The sequence below is a fragment of the Paenibacillus sp. 01T424 genome (genome assembly GCF_056398745.1).
Window position 1 is genome coordinate 1 of the sequence record NZ_JBFTPZ010000066.1, and the last position, 16,884, is coordinate 16,884.

Consider the following 16,884-nt stretch of genomic DNA (forward strand, 5'->3'; position numbering starts at 1 on the left):
CTGTATAGTGGAGCTTGAGGTCCTTTTTCTCGATGAAAATAAGTTCTAAGTAGTGCTCAAAAAATCGCAAAATGACTTTTGAGACAGCCCCTTTATTTCATTCCTATTAGTCTAAGAAAAATTGAATCGTACGATCCGACGAACCCGGCAAATGCTCATGCCCAAAGTCCGGATAGATGACTAACTGCTTAGGAGCAGTTATTTTGTTATAAGCTGCAAACTGTGTGGAAGGCGGACAAATGGTATCCATGAGGCCAACAAACATCAATACTTCGCCGCGAATGCGGTTTGCAAGAAATTGAAGATCGATATAACCTAGCTTCTCAAAAATTTCATCCTCGCGCTCATGCAGCGGATCAAAATAACGGAAGAAGGTACGAAGCTCCTGATACGCGTCCTTCGCCAAATCCATCTCCCACGTGCGTTTATAATCGCAAAGGAATGGGAACACAGGAGCAAGCTTCTTTACTCTCGGTTCAAGCGCCGCACAAGCAATCGTAAGCGCTCCGCCCTGCGAACCGCCAGCTGCATAAACACGTTCTGGATCAACCTCAGGCAAGCCCAGTGCGATGCCCGCCAATTGTGCAGTATCCAAATAGATATGACGGAACAACAGATTGTCCGGATGATCATCTAATCCCCGAATAATATGACCCTGATGTGTATTTCCCTTCACATTGCCGGAATCCTCAGACTCCCCGCCTTGACCACGGCAATCCATAGCTAGAACGGAGAAGCCTAATGAGGCATAAGCCAGCTTGTCACTCCAATCGCCTGCATTTCCCGTATAGCCATGGAATAATACGACTGCCGGATGCGGCTCTGCCATATGTTTTGGCCGAACATATTTGGCATGGATACGAGCCCCGCGAACGCCCGTAAAGTAGAGATCAAAGCATTCCGCGTTCGGAGTCTGGAATGAGCTTGGAACGAGCTTAATTTGCGGATCTACAGCACGCATTTCAGAGATCGCACGATCCCAATAAGCATCAAAATCAGCTGGGCGAGGATTAATTCCTTGGTACTCTTTTAACTTCTCAAGCGGCATGTCTACTACTGGCATTTACACTCATTCCTCTCAAATATAATCGATTTATTAAAGTAGGCGTTTAGCGTATGGTAGCATACGAATGACACCTGCAACAACACAAAAAAGCGACCTCGAAAGGCCGCCTGCGAAAGCTTTGATTAAAGCAATATCTTTATTCTCACTCTGTAATTAATTCATAGGCGGAAATTCCTTTGATCCGCCGCGACACTAGAATGGAAACAACGTAAGACAACATAACAATTCCGAAACAAAGCGCAATAACAAGAGGCAATTTAATAATGAACTGAACGTTGTGAATTCCCGCTCCAGAGAGCAGCAAGGTCAGCATGGAATTGGTATACAGGCTGCCCAGCACGCCACCAATAACAACCCCTATAATGACAATTGGCACAAAGCTGAGCATGATTTGCGTCATTAGCTGGCTCGTCGTATATCCTGTTGCTTTAAATATTCCGAGCTCCCTCTTGCGCTTGAGAATCATCGTTTTAATAACAAGATAAAGAATGAGAACGACCACCAATACAGTAATCGCGAGAACAAGCACCATAACAGCAAACACCGCGGAAATATAGACGCTGCTTTGGCTGTTTATCGTCTCATCTACATCAACAAATTCCACTACTGAGCTTCCGTATTGCACTTTACTATTTTTGATAAAGCTCGCATTATCGATGCCATTTAAATAAACGTTGAGCATCTTGCCTGTATAATCTGGAATGAGGTGCCGAACACCTTCCAAAGTGACAGATGATATTTGCCCCATATTGCTAATAGACTGACTCAGACCGGTAATTAAAAAAGAATAACTGGCTTCCCCTATATCTACTTTGACCGTATCGCCAATGTTTTTTTCAAGCAGCTGCGATACTGCCCACGAAACGACAATTTCGTTATCATATTGCGGATATCGTCCCTCATACACCATTTGGTTTTCCAACCCGCTGTAATCATCCGAAATCGTCATAGCAAACGGTTTATCGTCAACCTTCGCTATTAAATAGTCCAGCAATACCGTTTTTTCAACACCATCCATTTGCTGAATGGATTCAAACAGCGCCTCACTATCTACGTCCTCTTTAGCCTGAACATTGACATTCGAGGTTTCTGCACCAACGAGGTGAATAAAGGCTGTTTTATCTGTTGCTATATTGTAATAAAGAACGATAGCAAAAACAGAGGCAAAGGTAACGGCGGCAACGATAAATGTAATCATAATGTTCTGCCTGATGTTCATCACGATGGTTTTGCAAGCAAGCACAAAGCTTAATCCACCCTTGGCTTGATCTAGGGGGAAACGGTTTTTCTTAAAGCTATGAGTCACAATGCCTCCCCGCAGCGCCGCTATTGGATGCAGCTTTCTAATACGAATTGAAGCTAGAAGTGTTACGGTCACGACAAGTATAACTACAATTAGAATACTGGCTAGATTAATTACAGCATTAAAGCTTTGATTCCATAGCAGTCCGGACAGCGTAGAAATAATGCCTCCGAATACAGGCATAACGGTGTAAGTGACCGCCATCCCCATAATGCTTGCCAATAAGGTAATGATCATAAACTGCATCATAATAGATAAAATAATTTGCTGACTCGTATAGCCCACTGCTTTGAGAACACCAATATTAACAAGGCCATCCTCAATACTATTGGTCACACGGAACTTAATAACAAGCAATGACACCACAACAATAACCGCCGCAAAAGCAACCATAATCATAGCGACCAGATTGATCGTCATCGTACTTATGCCCTTCATCGTCATCACGTCTAATGAAGAATAAAAAGAGCTAGCCTCATTATGGGAAAAGGGAAATTGCTCTTCGTAATCTTTAAGCAATTGAATCGATTGCTCGCTGTTTTTTAACTTGACAGATAAGAAGGTGCCTTCCTCTTTGGGGCTGAGCTGGCTGAACAGCTGTTCATATTCCGTATCCGGCAAAAAATATTTCATCAACGWTATGTTGGTGGTGCCAAGCATCGTTGTCTCAAAAAAACCTGCAACCCGGTAACGATATTCCTTGTCCTGATAGGTAAAGGCGAAGCTGTCAGCCAGCTTATACCCGCCGCTTACTTTAAAGCTGTAAGGGAGGTATATATCCGGCTCAGAGCTCAAGGCTATCTGCTCAATTAGCTTTAATGGTGCAATCGTGCGATCAGTATCCGCATTAAGGATAACAGCGGCATGGCTCATGTCACTATCCCCATAACGAAATTTGGCTGAACTCATCAACACCATGTTTTCGAGCTCAAACTCACTCACATCAGAATAGTTTTTCAAAAAGTCGCCCTTGGCATTCTTATAGCTTGCACTGTCCATGATGATGTTCAAGTGAGGATCATGTAGTTCCGCCACCTTATCATCAAAAAACGTATTCATTTTGAAAATAACCGTCATTCCCACATTAAGCAGCAGCGCTGCGATAAATATCAAAATAAAAAGGGAAAATGCCGCGCTTTTGCCTTTTCTGATGTTGGCCCAGGCTAGGTTGACGATGTTCATCTCACCACCCCATTTCAGCCAAAAATGCTTTTAGCTGCTCATGCCGTTTATGGCTATTTTCCACATGGAACGGACTAAGCTGCAAATCCCCGAAAATAACGCCATCACGAAGGTAAAGTATTCTATTCCCTCTTAATGCGGTTTTCATATCATGTGTAACCATAACAATGCTTTGTCCGCTCTTATTAACCTCCGTCATGACATCCAGCACACTGTCGCTAGCAGCGGAATTAAGAGCGCCGGTTGGTTCATCTGCAAACACAATTTTGGGATCATTAATCAACGCGCGCACGATGCCAGCACGCTGCGCTTCTCCTCCGGAGAGCTGCTCCGGAAATTTGCCCCATGAGGTTTCATTTAATCCCACTTGGGCAAGCAATTTTTTTGCTTTGGCTACGATAGCCCGCTTGTTTTTGCTAACGAGCAGACCGCTTGCCAGCGCATTATCCAGCACGCTCATATTGTCGAGCAAATAAACCTTTTGGAATACAAAGCCGCAATTGTTCCTTCGGAAAATCGCCAGCTGATCGTTATTTAGCTTCGAAATCTTTTTCTCCTCAAAATAAATTTCGCCTAATGTCGGTTTATCCATTCCAGAAAGCGCGTAGAGCAGGGTCGATTTGCCTGAGCCCGAGCTTCCCATAATAACGGTAAAGTCACCCTCCATTAAACTAATGTCGAGGTTTTTTAGCACATGCTGCTGATTTCCCCCGCTTGAGAACGTTTTGCACAATTTTTCGGTTCTTAACATTAGGCTTGGCATAAATTAAATCTCCTTTATCCTGCAATTGTATGATAGCTTCGCTCTAGCCCCAAGCAAAAAAGACTGTAATGTAGCTTACAGTCCTATCATACAAAACCAATTCTTAGTTAAGCTTTGTTCAATCCTTAGCCAATTCTTAATTCTTTAAGCTAGCTTAATTTTTAACGTCACGCTAAAACCATCTTCACGGTTATGACAGGTTATATCGCCCTGCATGCTTTGCATCAAGTACTCAGATATGTATAGCCCAAGCCCTGAGCCACTGTGTCCCTCTGCATTATTTCCTCGATAAAATTTATTGAACATGAGCGGCAATTCATCCGGATGAATACCTTTTCCATAATCCATAATGCTTATTTCCAAATAGGTGTGTTTTATTGCGGATAAAATGGTAACTGAGGTACTCGCATACTTGTAAGAGTTGCTCAAAATATTATCAAATACCTGCTGTAAACGCGATACATCCGTTAAGATTAGGCATGCAGGAACAGACGCAAAGCTGATTTGATCATCATAATTCACGTTAGCGATGATACCGTTTAAAACACTGCTTTCCTCCTCCGTCACCGTTACTTTCAGCTCATTAAGCTCCTCTAAAGTCGCCGTAAACATATCGCTCACCAATAGGTTGATCTGCTCTGCCTTTGAATAAATCGTCGTTAATTGCTTCGTTACTTTCTCATCGTCTGCTCGAAGCAGCATCAATTCGCTCACCGCTTTAATCGAGGCGACTGGAGTCTTAATGTCATGACTTAAGCTGGCTACAAGCTCCTTCTTGCTGCGGTTTGCCTCATATTCACTTTGCCTTGCTAGAGCCAGTTCCTCGCGCATAATGTCGAAGCTCTCTGTAAAAGCGCCAAACGGGTTGTTTTGACCCATTTTCAAAGGAATATCCAGATTCCCTCGCGCCACGTTAACTGCAAAGCTTTGCAGCTTATGAAATGGTTTGAAAACCTTATAATTTAAAAATAAAACATAGATGACACTCAGCAGCGCAAACATGGTAAAAGTGATAAAGAGCACGATAATAAGCTGCCGTTTCATTTGCTGAATTACTTTTTTATCATCGTTTAGCACAATAAGCTTGCCAACTAAAGTACCCTCTACCACGACATCTGTTATCGTATCTCTATTTTTAATTGCATCATTAATGGTAGGAGATTGCCCCTCGAATGTTTGAAAGCGTACTTGGCCATGAGTATCGATAACGCTGAATGACTGCTTTATCGTGCTGAAATTCGCTTGATCGATTTGCCCCCAGTGGCTCTCAAGCTTTTTTAACACCTCATTTAAAGCTACCATATCCACTTCGGTATCCGTCTTGCTATTCATAACGAGCCAAGAAGCTGCACTGCCTGTTGCAAATACAAAGAGGATAGTGATGAACAGCCACTTTATTCTCATAACTTGTGATCTTCCAGGACGTATCCCGTCCCCCATACCGTTTTAATATATTGCGGCTGGTTGGGATTCGGTTCGACTTTCTCGCGCAAGTGGCGAATATGTACATTAAGAGTTCCATCTCCGGCAAAGGAGTCACCCCACACCTTGTCAAACAGCTCTTCTTTTGAAATGACTCTGTTTTTATTTTTCGCCAAGTAACAGAGCAATTTATATTCCATCGTTTTGAGCTTCATATCTACACCGTTCACACGAACGCGGCAAAGATTGCAATCAATTTTCACTTCGCCAAACTCTAGCATTTCGGTTGGGCTTTGATTCCCGTATCTTTTGAGGACAGCCTTCACTTTCGCAAGCAGCACACTCAGCGTATAAGGCTTCTGGATATAATCGTCGCCGCCTATGTTAAGGGCTATAAGAATATCGTCATCACTGGACCGAGCGCTAATAAACAGAATCGGAATTTGTGTCGTTTGTCTAAGCTTCTTGCATAAATCAAACCCGGAAGTATGACCAAGATTAATGTCGAGCAGGATAACCGATGTTTCATTTTCCCGTAAAAAGAGCTCACATTCCTCTGCACTTGACACGTATGCTGATTTGACCTCAAACATATTAAAATATTCACTCGTCGTTTCTGCAAGAACCGTCTCGTCATCCACAATTAAGCAATCATAGTTCATATGCGTTCTCCATTAGTTGATAGAATAGTAAACATCAGTCACTTCCATAATATACTATGAAAAAGGAAGTTTAAACGTAAATAAACCAAAAACACCCTATCGCGAAGCACGCAAGCGGCTCCTCGTTAGGGTGTTTTAATGTTCGTTGATTATGGTTTTACTGATATTCACGTTGTATAATCGATACATTTTCCTTGTGGCAATATTCCGTAAAGGTGGATAAGAAGGCATGCTCACGGTAGAGCGCAGCAAGAGCAGTCTCGTTATTTGCCATAACCGCCTCACAAAGGCGGTTTAGGTAATCCGATGCCATAGCCAAACGTCTCTTCATCTCTGACGAGTCGGCTGTCGCTTTTCCGTGACCCGGTATAAGCAAGCGAACGGAATGCGTTGCAAAAATACGGCCAGCCTTCTCAAGGGTGGAATTATACGCCTTCGCACTTTGATAAATAAAAGGCAGCTCGAAATCGGATAAATAGTCTCCTGCAATCATGATTCCTAACGGCTCGACGATCGTTATTAATCCATCCTCCGTATGACCCGGCGCAAGATAGAAAGTCATTATCGTATCTCCTACGTGCAGTTGCTGTCCATCCTCTTTGATTATGATATCGAGGTTTGGGAATGCGATAGGATAGTTTCTTACAATATAGTTTTTACGATCAAACTCTCGAATCATTTCAAGCTTCTCTTCTTTTTGCGGATGATGCTGCAGCCCGAAACTGCCAATGGTTGTGGCATCAGGGAAAGCTTGATAACCAATAATATGATCAAAATCTCCGTGCGTAAATAATAGATACAAAGCTCGATCACCTTTAATCTCATTTACATACTCTTTTATCGCCTCAACTTCTCCCGCCAACCAGTTCGGATCTACGATGAGTACCATTTCCTCTGTCTGAATGACCGTCGCTGTCGTTTGATATAACTCACTTTGGAACACGGTTACCTGTTCATTTTTGTATTGAATCAAAAGTATCTCTCCTTTAGGTCTCGCCGAGAAGCTTCTTAAACGAAGCTTCTATTTCATCTTGGTCAAGCGATCCGATAATGTAATCAATGATTTCCCCGTCCGTATTCACAAAGCACAGAGCTGGGAAGCCATCTCCGCCGTAGTACTTGTATACATCCCCCGTTTTATCCAGGAGGACTGGGTATGTAATTTGATGCTGCTCCACATAGTTTTTTACCTCTGATAATTCATCACGATTCGTAACATTTATACCGTATACATTAATTTTATCCTTATACTTTTCATGCAAAGCGACCATTTTTGGGGCATCCTCATTACAATAAGGGCACCATGAAGTAAAGATGGATAAAACCGTTGGTTTCTCCGCAAAATCAACCGCCACTTCTTCCCCTGTACTGAGCTCCGACAAGGCGATACTTGATAATTCGGTTTTGAGTTTGTTGAGATAGCTATACCCAAGATAGACCATCAAGCTAAACGCCGCAATAATAATTGTGCCTGTCGTTATTTTAACTATTTTGTTCATTTACACATGTTCCTTCCATTGATCATTGGGATGCTGGTTGAATGTGGATATTCATTCTATCTTACGATGATTTTCACATGCAATCTACTTTTTTTCTACACGAGCAACATAAGACAACACAAAAGTGCCGCCCACTCTTTTTATTTTGAAAAAGAGGGACAGCACGATATTCGTTGCCTTATAAGACATCCTTCAACTGACCGCGACTGTGGCCATCTAACCTCTTCCAATCACGAACTTCACATCTTTTGCCGTTGATGTCGGTCAGAATAATTCGATTATCACTCGGGTATTGCATATGCTCATGCAAGTTCCGCATGACGATGCGAGTCGGTCCCAAATTCGTTTGCAGCTCCCAAATCCACATGTCGGCTTTTTGCTTAATGGAATCAATATGAGTTACAAGCGGAAGGAAATACCGAAGCTTCAGCTCCTTATCCATTTCGGATCGGCTTTCTTTATCCAGCTGCTCAATATCCTGAATAACGCCGATTTCTTCACTCTTGGCATCGCGGACAGATATATACTGGGTCGTGTATTGGAAAGGAAATATACGAAAGAGTATGATTTCTTCATAGGCCTTTCCTTCTACAACGCCTTGAAAAACGCCGCCTTGGCTGCGGGAAAATGAGACCGCGTTTGGTTCCAATAGATTAATCTCAAAAGGGTCCTTCGTGTTTATTTCAACACCAATGTCATTGGAATCAATCATGCATTTTCTACCCCCTTGATCTTGGACATTTCCTTTTGCGCCTCAACCAGCTTGTAGTATGCACCCTCGGAATCCAGCAGCTCCTCATGTGTTCCTACTTCAACAATTTTGCCATGATCCAGCACGACAAGCCGGTCTGCGTTGCGCAAAGTCGACAATCGATGGGCAATCGCGAACGTTGTTCTTCCTTTGACCAGACGCGATATCGCTTCTTGAATTTGACGCTCCGTCACCGTATCTACAGAGGCCGTTGCTTCGTCTAGAATGAGAATTCGCGGATCATGAATAATGGCGCGAGCAATAGATACCCGCTGCTTTTCTCCACCAGACAGCTTATGGCCGCGTTCACCTACTCTCGTGTCGTAGCCATCCGGCAGCTGAACGATGAAATCATGTGCATTAGCGATTTTGGCTGCGCGCATAATTTCCAGCTCTGTAGCGTCCGGTTTAGAGTAAGCAATATTTTCTGCTATCGTCCCGTCAAACAGAAACGTCTCCTGCAGCACGACGCCAATCTGCTTGCGCAGGTCGTTCTGGCTAATATTGCGGATGTTCGTGCCGTCGATCGTAATCGTACCCTCATCCGAATCATAAAATCGGCAGATCATGTTAATAAACGTCGATTTTCCGGCACCGGAATGTCCGACTAATCCGATCATCTCGCCTGCGGCTACCTTTAAGTCTACGCTTTTGAGCACAGGGTGATGCTTTTCGTATCCATAAGTCACCTTTTTGAATTCAACCTCGCCATTTACGCGGCCAATCTGTGCTGGGTTTACAGTATCGGGCACATCAGACGGGGTATCCATAATTTCAAATACGCGGTCAGCTGCCGAAATCGCATGCGTTGCCCAGTTGATCATTTGGCTTACCCACTGCAATGGTCCAAGAAGCATGCCCAAATAGGTAACTAGAGCGATCAAGGTACCGATAGATAGATTACCTTGAAGCACGGTTTTTCCGCCAAAATACCAAATCAATAAGGTACCCGCTCCAGCGACTAAAGCGAAGACGGGGAACATGCCCTGCCACAGACCTTCAATTCGAATATTATGACGAACGAGCTCCTTATTCGCTGCCGTATAACGTGACATTTCAGTCTTTTCCTGACCAAACGCCTTAACCACACGAATACCTTGCAAAGAATCGCCAACTAAAGCATTTAATCTGAAAATAGACCTCCACTGCTGATACCACCGCCGACCGATCATCGGCCATAATACACTGGACAAAATAATCATAAGCGGCATAGGCAGCATGGCGAGCAGCGTTAATTTCCAATCAAAGCTAAACATGATGATGAAAATCGCAATGACACGCAGTGACTCACCCGAAACCCATATGACACCATCGGTCATGAATTGCCGCATCGCCTCTGAATCATTGTTTACCCGTCCAATGAACTGCGAGGATTGTCTTCGGTCAAAGAAGGATAACGATAATCTCATCAAGGCATTATAGACATCGTGCCGAAGATCGCCCATTAATTTGGAACCAATCCACACGCCAATAATACCGCGCACGGTCTGCATGAGGGTGACTACCAGCGAGGTCGCTGCAAGGCCAATAACAATCCACAAAAGCGTGGAGCCCATATCCTTCGGAGTCAGCACATCATCCACAATCATTTTGGTCAAAAATGGCGGGATAAGTTCAACCAATGTTGTAAAAATCAACATAATCGCTGCCGCAACCATTTGCAGCTTGTAAGGCTTCGCATAGCTCAGCATTCGAAACAGAACCTTGCCGTTGTTTTTACAAACGGGGCAAGCTTGAGAATCGTCCGGCAGCGGATTGCGGCATTTTGGACAATTTCTCGGGAATTCTTTCTCAGAAACCGTTGGCCGCTCTTCGCCTTTTGCCACTGCACCCATTAATTTAGATGCGTATCCAAATATAGAAGTAAGCGATGCTGTGTAGCGTATAAGGATAATCGGACCGTTCTTGGTATCCGCTAGCAATGAGCCGCCGCCTACTCCGCCAACAGCCCGGGCATCTGTAATATCCGAAAATGCGAGTTTAGTCACCAACATCCCATCCGAACGCCACACCGATACTTCCTTTTCAGTCAGGACCAGCCATTCTTCCCCAAACTGACCATCATTCATTAAATCTGATACGGCATGAAACAGCGTTTTCTCTCTAAGTTGTGCTTCTATCGCTTTAGGAAGCTTATTCATAAAGGTCATATTCTTCCCCCTTTCGTTACCAACCTATTTACTCACATATTTTCATATGGGTAAAGATGGAAAATAACTATAACTGTTTATTACTGCCGGGCTGTCTTTATTACAGTACAAACAAAAACCCACAACCTTATTCGGTCGTGGGTTAGTATTCATACTATAGCTCTAAGCATATAAACACTTACTGCTCAGAGCTCCTTATTGCGTAATTATATGCTCTCATCAGCGATTTATAACCAAGAGCCACAATAATCAGAACGAGAATTCCTGCTGCTATTGCTACCGCGAATCCCGTTCGCGCACCAAAGTGATCCACGACCCAGCCGGCTGCAGATGATCCTAAAGCAACCCCGATTCCCATGCCTGTAATAGCCCAAGTCATTCCTTCCGTCACTTTGGATTCGGGCACAATTTTCTCCACCAAGCCCATCGTAACAATAATAGTAGGAGCTACCGATATCCCAGCGAAAAATACAGCTACTGCTAGCTTCGTTATATTATCTACAATTAATAGCGGAAGCATCGTTGCCATGGTAACCGCGGCAGCCCACAAAAACTGGCGATAAAGCGGAGTTCTCAGCCTAAGTGCACCATAAACCAAGCCAGCTAAGCACGAACCTAAAGCATAAACGGAAAGCACAATGCTAGCAGCTGCAGTATTTCCTTGATTTTCTGCAAAAGCTACACTAACAATATCCACGGTGCCAAAAATAGTGCCTAACGCAATGAGCGCAAACACCAACACCCGCAATGAGCCAATCTTAATAACCGAACCTTTATGATCTGAATGAAGGGGACGCACAGCAGGTTCTGTACTCTTTTGCATCGTAAACAGGATGACCCCTATGGCTAAAAAAACGATGGCTAGAAGCGGACCCGCTTCGGGAAACAGCATAACGCTTAAACCGACCGAAATGATTGGGCCAATGATAAAGCAAAGCTCATCCATTACAGATTCAAAGGCAAACGCCGTTTGCAGCTTCGGGGAGCCCCGGTACAGCTCAGCCCAGCGCGCACGAACCATTGCCGGCATACTAGGCATGCAGCCTGCAATTAAGGCAAACAGGAATAGCGTCCAATCCGGTGCTTCATATCTTGTGCATAGCAGCAAAAAAACGATAGATACTACACTAATCCCTGTAAATGGGAGCAGAATACGGGATTGCCCTAACCGATCTACCATACGGGAAATTTGTGGAGCCATTAAGGCCGTTGATAAAGCAAAGGTAGCTGCTACAGCACCTGCTAGCCAGTATTCGCCGCGCAGCTGCGACAACATGGTCACGATGCCAATGCCCATCATCGATATAGGCATACGAGCAACAAAACCTGCAGCTGAAAACCCTTTTGCTCCGGCAGCTTTAAATATCTCGTGGTACGAATTAGCCATGATGCACCTCCAAGCAGTAAGCGACTCGTACAACATTGTTCATTCCTTTTCTCCCCTCATATGAAAAACTTTTTATTTAGACTCTGTTTGATTTGGGAGTCGAAATATGAATTGACATACGCCGTGTATGTGAATAATATAAATACATACGGCGCGTATGTCAATGATTAAAAAAAGAATGCAAGCAGGAGGAAACATGGTTCGCAAAACGAGATCAGAAATGATTGCAGAAACTCGAATCAAACTAGTGAATGCCGCTAGAGAAGCATTTGGCACGATTGGGTATGCAAACACATCGATGGATGAGCTTACAGCTTCCGCGGGGTTAACGCGCGGTGCGTTATATCATCATTTTGGCGACAAAAAAGGGTTATTAGAAGCAGTTGTCAACGAAATAGATGCTGAAATGGATAGCAGATTAGCCGAAATTTCAGATACAGCCGAAGGAAATTGGGAAGGGTTCGTCGGTCGCTGCCACGCATATCTTGCCATGGCGCTTGAGCCGGAAATTCAACGAATCGTACTTAGAGATGCACCCTCGGCTCTCGGAAATGCTTATTCGCAATCATCTCAGTCCCAATGTCTCGCAACGATGGCTGATATGCTTCATCGTTTAATGATAGATCAAGTGATAAAGACGACAGATCACGAAGCTTTAGCGCGGTTATTAAATGGAGCGCTAATTAATACTGCGTTTTGGCTGGCCAACGCCGAAAACGCAGAGGATGGCTTGAGTAAGGCTTTGCAGAGTCTTTCCCTCGTGTTAAACGGCTTGCTTCTGAAGGATCGTTCATAACATATAAAAGCGTGATGCACCTCAAATGTGCGAATGAAGTCCTTATTGCTTTCATCAAATGGTTGGAATAGCATTAAATTATTTGTGGTTATCATCTTCACAAAATCCGAAATGCTGGAGGGAAATCATATGAAGTTACGTTTCGAGGGCCAGATTGCGGAGCTAATGCCTGGTGCACAGCTGCTCATAAAAGAGCTGGGAATTGACTTGCAAGAGGACGGGCTGCCCGTTCATATTGAAGCATCCCAAGGTGAACTGGAAGTTGGCCTTGAACAGGACAAGGCTTATATTCGTTATGGACAAAAACATCAATTTTTCCGCGGACTTGGCTTGCTCATTCAACATAGCCGCAAGAGCAGCACATTCCATATTCGTGAGAAGCAGCAGTTCGATCAAATTGGACCTATGTTTGATCTTTCCCGCAACGCGGTGCTTACTTTAGACGGCTTTAAATCCATGCTGAATAAGATGGCTTTAATGGGAATGAGCACGGTCATGCTGTACATGGAGGATACATACGAAATTGAAGGCGAACCGTATTTTGGTTACATGCGGGGCCGTTATACGCATACGGAGCTGAAGGAGATTGACGACTATGCCGACCAATTTGGTATCGAAGCTTTCCCAAGCATACAAACACTCGCGCATCTGGAGGAATTTCTAAAATGGGAGCCGATTAAGCATTACCGTGATACGAAAGGCGCCTTGCTCGTCGGTGACGAACGGACAGATAAGCTAATCGAAAAAATGATTGATGCTGCCAGCTCGCCGTTCCGCAGTCGCAAGCTTCATATCGGAATGGACGAAGCAGAGGAGCTTGGCCGCGGCAAATATTTGGACTTGAATGGCTACGAAAGTCGCTTTACTATTATGACTTCACATTTGGAGAAGGTACTTGAGGTCGCTCGCAGCCGCGGCTTGAAACCGATGATGTGGAGTGATATGTTCCTCAAGCTCGCTTCCGGGAACGGCGATGAATATTACGATAAAGATACCTCCATTCCCGAGGAAATGGCCAGCCGCATCCCCAAAGACGTCGACATGGTGTATTGGGATTATGTACATTTGGAAGCTGAGGATTACGAGAGGGTTATCGCTAATCATCGGCCGCTCGGCTGTAATTTAGTATTCGCAGGAGCCGTTTGGATTTTCAACACATTCGGCGTGAATTACGGCTTATCGCTGAACGCTTCAGATGTTGCGCTGCAAGTATGCAAACAGCAAGGCATCCGCGAAGTATATGCAACCATGTGGGGCGACGACGGCAATGAGGGAAATCCTTTCGCAGCGTTGCTTGGTCTGCAGCTTTATGCGGAGCACGCTTACTCCGAACAAAAGCCAACGCAAGAACAGCTGGCGGAACGGGTTAAGTTTTGTACTGGAATAGAAGCAGAAGCTTTCATGCAGTTGAAGGATCTCGACGAAATTCCAGGATCGGAGCCAAACAACAGCAAGCAAAGCAACCCTTCAAAGTTTCTACTATACCAAGATGTGCTGCTCGGGATTTTCGACAAGCAAATTGAAGGGCTGGATCTGAACAGTCACTATGCCAACTTAGAGCTGCAAATTCATAATAAACGCGATAAGGATGCTGCGCTTGATTATTTGTTCGAGGTGCCTGAGAAGTTGTGCGCCGTATTGAAGCTAAAGAGCGAAATCGGCATTACGCTTAAGCAAGCCTATGATTCAAAGGATAATGATAAACTGAGACACCTAGCCATGAATAAGTTGACCGCTATTGCAGAGGCAGTACGTGAGCTTCGAATAGCACATCGCTCGCAGTGGCTGCGCATGTTCAAACCATTTGGTTGGGAAGTCATCGACATTCGTTATGGCGGAGTTATTAGTCGCTTGGATACTGCGTCCGTTAGGATTATGGACTATGTGGAGGGACGAATTGCGAGGATCGAAGAGCTGGAACAGGAACGGTTGGTGTACAGCACAGTAAACCGCTTCAACCACAAAGGAGTAGGCTGGTGCAGCTATTATTATCGGATGGCATCGCCAAACGTCTTCTTCCATGTTTTGAACCCTTTTTAAGTGAACTGAATGAATAATTAGACTAAAAGCCCGTGAACGGATGATGACTATACAATCATCGTCGTCACGGGCTTGTTTATTATGAAATGTATAAGCTCCAGCGTATACGAAAGCCTGCCCTAACCCTCTTGTGTCAGATTAGCGCTTGCCAAGAGCTCATTGTAAGTTGTAATCTGCGGCTGCTTAGAACCGTAATAGAATGGGTTCGTAAAGGCGAGCAGCATTCCCGCTTCATCGCGAATATCAAAGCGATACCAGTTATACGCGGCTTCTTCCCAAGGTATATTCCATTCCAGCGCCGCTGGCGCTTCCCCCGCAGTCGCCGCAGAAACTTCCTTCACTGATTCAACAATACCGTTGTGAATTAAGGTTACTCGAGCGATCACATCACTCGCTACACTTAATGTGCAGTTCACTTCATGGGTTGCAGCCTCGCTTTTCCCCAAACTAAACGCATCAGACAAATCACAGCCGAATCGGTAATCGTGGCCGCTGACTTGAATCGACGCTTCAAGCACGGGTCCGCGCGACACATAAACATGCCCATTTTTCACGCCTTCTAATACGTTGTCTGCACTCAAATCATCACACCATACATACGTGGATGGGTCGCCAATTAAAGAAGGAATAGGGCTATCTTCATATTTATCTGTAGGCAGCATGTGAGAGTCAGAACCGCCAATTCCCGTAATACGATAACCTTCATTCCAGCTTGCCGTCCAAAGCTGCAATGCCTTCTCGGTAGCTACAGTGTTTGGAGAAAAGGTCGGATCATTCCATATTTCCATGGAGTGTAATCCCTTTAGCTGCGTCTCCCCATATAGCCATGCCCAAGGTGCCAGCATCGGATGATTGATGGAGCAGACCGCTCCGAGCTCCGCTGCTTCCTTCATTAATCGGTCCATTCCCTGCTGCGTCGTCAAGCCACCGTCTTGTGCAGTCGCTCTCCAATCGATCCATTTCCTTAGACCAAGTGCATTCCAGTGCCCGTCACCAGCTGTGACTTCTACGCCGGGAATAACAAGTGCCTCTCCTTTCGCCCATGATGTAGACAGTACATTGTGATCCGTCGCTACAAAGAAATCCAGACCCTGTTTTACCGCTTGCTCACGGTTCATAAGCTGTGTCATTTTACCATCGGACAATATTGTATGTGTGTGGAAATCACCTTTGTAATAGCGGCTCCCCATCTTCCACACCTTCGCCCAGTCGTAGTTGTCCATCGTGACGCCAAAATCCAAATTGCCAGTGCTCCAATATTCACGCCCGCCCTGCAGCTGAGTCGATTCATATTCCGCCGGAAGAGCGCCATGGCCAAACTCCCATTCTGCTTCGAACATTCTGCCCTCTTCATTTGAAACCTCAAGCGTCCATATGCCTTGAACAATGGGACCGGGCATCGCTATAGGACTCGTAAATTCTACCTGCTTATGAACGACGATCAGCCGCTCGTTTCCACCATCTAGGAAGCAGAAGCGGATATTGTTCTCTGCATCGAATAAATGCAATCTTCCCCACGAGTTTTCCTTCTCATACGTAAAGCGAATCGCAAGCCAGTCGTACTCTTCTTCAACCGCAATCGGAAAATAGCCGTTATTCTGCTCCAGCTTAACGGAAATTTGTCCTTTATTCATAGTTATTCACCTTCCATTCCTATAATTCTGTAACTATCCAAGCGTGCCTATTATTATAATTCCTGTGGTAATCGCAATCGACATCACAATCCGCATTTTCCCCTGCTGCTCTTTCAGGACTATAATACCGAGCAGCGTACCAAAGACGGTGCCGATCTCGCGTATTGGAGATAAATGAGACAGCGGGTCTAAATTCATAGCAAATAAAAATAACAAATAAAAGCCTGCT

The 16,884-nt window shown here is 44.6% G+C and carries 13 protein-coding genes and 1 pseudogene; 2 read left to right on the forward strand and 12 right to left on the reverse strand.

Going from position 1 to position 16,884, the window contains the following annotated elements:
* Positions 1-106: 106 nt before the first annotated feature.
* From AC1DPK_RS31455 to AC1DPK_RS31500, 10 genes are all read right to left on the reverse strand, one after another.
* Positions 107-1,063: an alpha/beta fold hydrolase gene (locus AC1DPK_RS31455; RefSeq protein ID WP_477512696.1), complete on the reverse strand. Its 957-nt coding sequence runs from the start codon at positions 1,061-1,063 to the stop codon at positions 107-109.
* Positions 1,064-1,208: 145 nt separating this feature from the next.
* On the reverse strand, positions 1,209-3,551 hold the full coding sequence (locus tag AC1DPK_RS31460) for an FtsX-like permease family protein (RefSeq protein ID WP_477512697.1): 2,343 nt from the start codon (positions 3,549-3,551) through the stop codon (positions 1,209-1,211).
* A gap of 1 nt (position 3,552) precedes the next feature.
* On the reverse strand, positions 3,553-4,314 hold the full coding sequence (locus AC1DPK_RS31465; RefSeq protein WP_477512698.1) for an ABC transporter ATP-binding protein: 762 nt from the start codon (positions 4,312-4,314) through the stop codon (positions 3,553-3,555).
* Between the two features lie 144 nt (positions 4,315-4,458).
* Positions 4,459-5,718 (reverse strand): HAMP domain-containing sensor histidine kinase, encoded by a 1,260-nt coding sequence (locus tag AC1DPK_RS31470; protein ID WP_477512699.1) that lies wholly within the window; start codon positions 5,716-5,718, stop codon positions 4,459-4,461.
* Entirely contained in the window at positions 5,715-6,398 is a 684-nt protein-coding gene (locus tag AC1DPK_RS31475) for a response regulator transcription factor (protein WP_477512700.1), read from the reverse strand. Before AC1DPK_RS31475 ends, AC1DPK_RS31470 begins: the two co-directional genes overlap by 4 nt.
* A gap of 157 nt (positions 6,399-6,555) precedes the next feature.
* Positions 6,556-7,371, reverse strand: coding sequence for an MBL fold metallo-hydrolase (locus AC1DPK_RS31480; RefSeq protein WP_477512701.1), 816 nt, complete (start codon positions 7,369-7,371; stop codon positions 6,556-6,558).
* Between the two features lie 13 nt (positions 7,372-7,384).
* Positions 7,385-7,897 (reverse strand): TlpA family protein disulfide reductase, encoded by a 513-nt coding sequence (locus tag AC1DPK_RS31485; protein WP_339206140.1) that lies wholly within the window; start codon positions 7,895-7,897, stop codon positions 7,385-7,387.
* Positions 7,898-8,075: 178 nt separating this feature from the next.
* Positions 8,076-8,609 carry a DUF1854 domain-containing protein gene (locus AC1DPK_RS31490; RefSeq protein WP_477512702.1) on the reverse strand — a complete coding sequence of 178 codons (534 nt, stop codon included), beginning with the start codon at positions 8,607-8,609 and terminating at the stop codon, positions 8,076-8,078.
* Positions 8,606-10,798, reverse strand: coding sequence for an ABC transporter ATP-binding protein (locus AC1DPK_RS31495; RefSeq protein WP_477512703.1), 2,193 nt, complete (start codon positions 10,796-10,798; stop codon positions 8,606-8,608). The genes AC1DPK_RS31490 and AC1DPK_RS31495 overlap by 4 nt, the downstream gene beginning before the upstream one ends.
* A 178-nt stretch (positions 10,799-10,976) precedes the next feature.
* The gene (locus AC1DPK_RS31500; protein WP_477512704.1) at positions 10,977-12,185 is read right to left on the reverse strand and encodes an MFS transporter; all 1,209 of its coding nucleotides are present in this window, start codon (positions 12,183-12,185) and stop codon (positions 10,977-10,979) included.
* A gap of 196 nt (positions 12,186-12,381) precedes the next feature.
* Between AC1DPK_RS31500 and AC1DPK_RS31505 the strand changes: the two genes are divergently transcribed.
* Positions 12,382-12,981 carry a TetR/AcrR family transcriptional regulator gene (locus AC1DPK_RS31505; RefSeq protein ID WP_477512705.1) on the forward strand — a complete coding sequence of 200 codons (600 nt, stop codon included), beginning with the start codon at positions 12,382-12,384 and terminating at the stop codon, positions 12,979-12,981.
* Between the two features lie 129 nt (positions 12,982-13,110).
* On the forward strand, positions 13,111-15,021 hold the full coding sequence (locus AC1DPK_RS31510; protein ID WP_477512706.1) for a family 20 glycosylhydrolase: 1,911 nt from the start codon (positions 13,111-13,113) through the stop codon (positions 15,019-15,021).
* 119 nt (positions 15,022-15,140) lie between these two features.
* Here AC1DPK_RS31510 and AC1DPK_RS31515 read toward each other — a convergent pair whose 3' ends face one another.
* Both AC1DPK_RS31515 and AC1DPK_RS31520 read right to left on the reverse strand, forming a co-directional pair.
* The gene (locus tag AC1DPK_RS31515; protein WP_477512707.1) at positions 15,141-16,655 is read right to left on the reverse strand and encodes a CehA/McbA family metallohydrolase; all 1,515 of its coding nucleotides are present in this window, start codon (positions 16,653-16,655) and stop codon (positions 15,141-15,143) included.
* Positions 16,656-16,688: 33 nt separating this feature from the next.
* Positions 16,689-16,880: pseudogene (locus AC1DPK_RS31520) on the reverse strand (DMT family transporter); the annotation flags it as partial.
* Positions 16,881-16,884 lie beyond the last annotated feature (4 nt).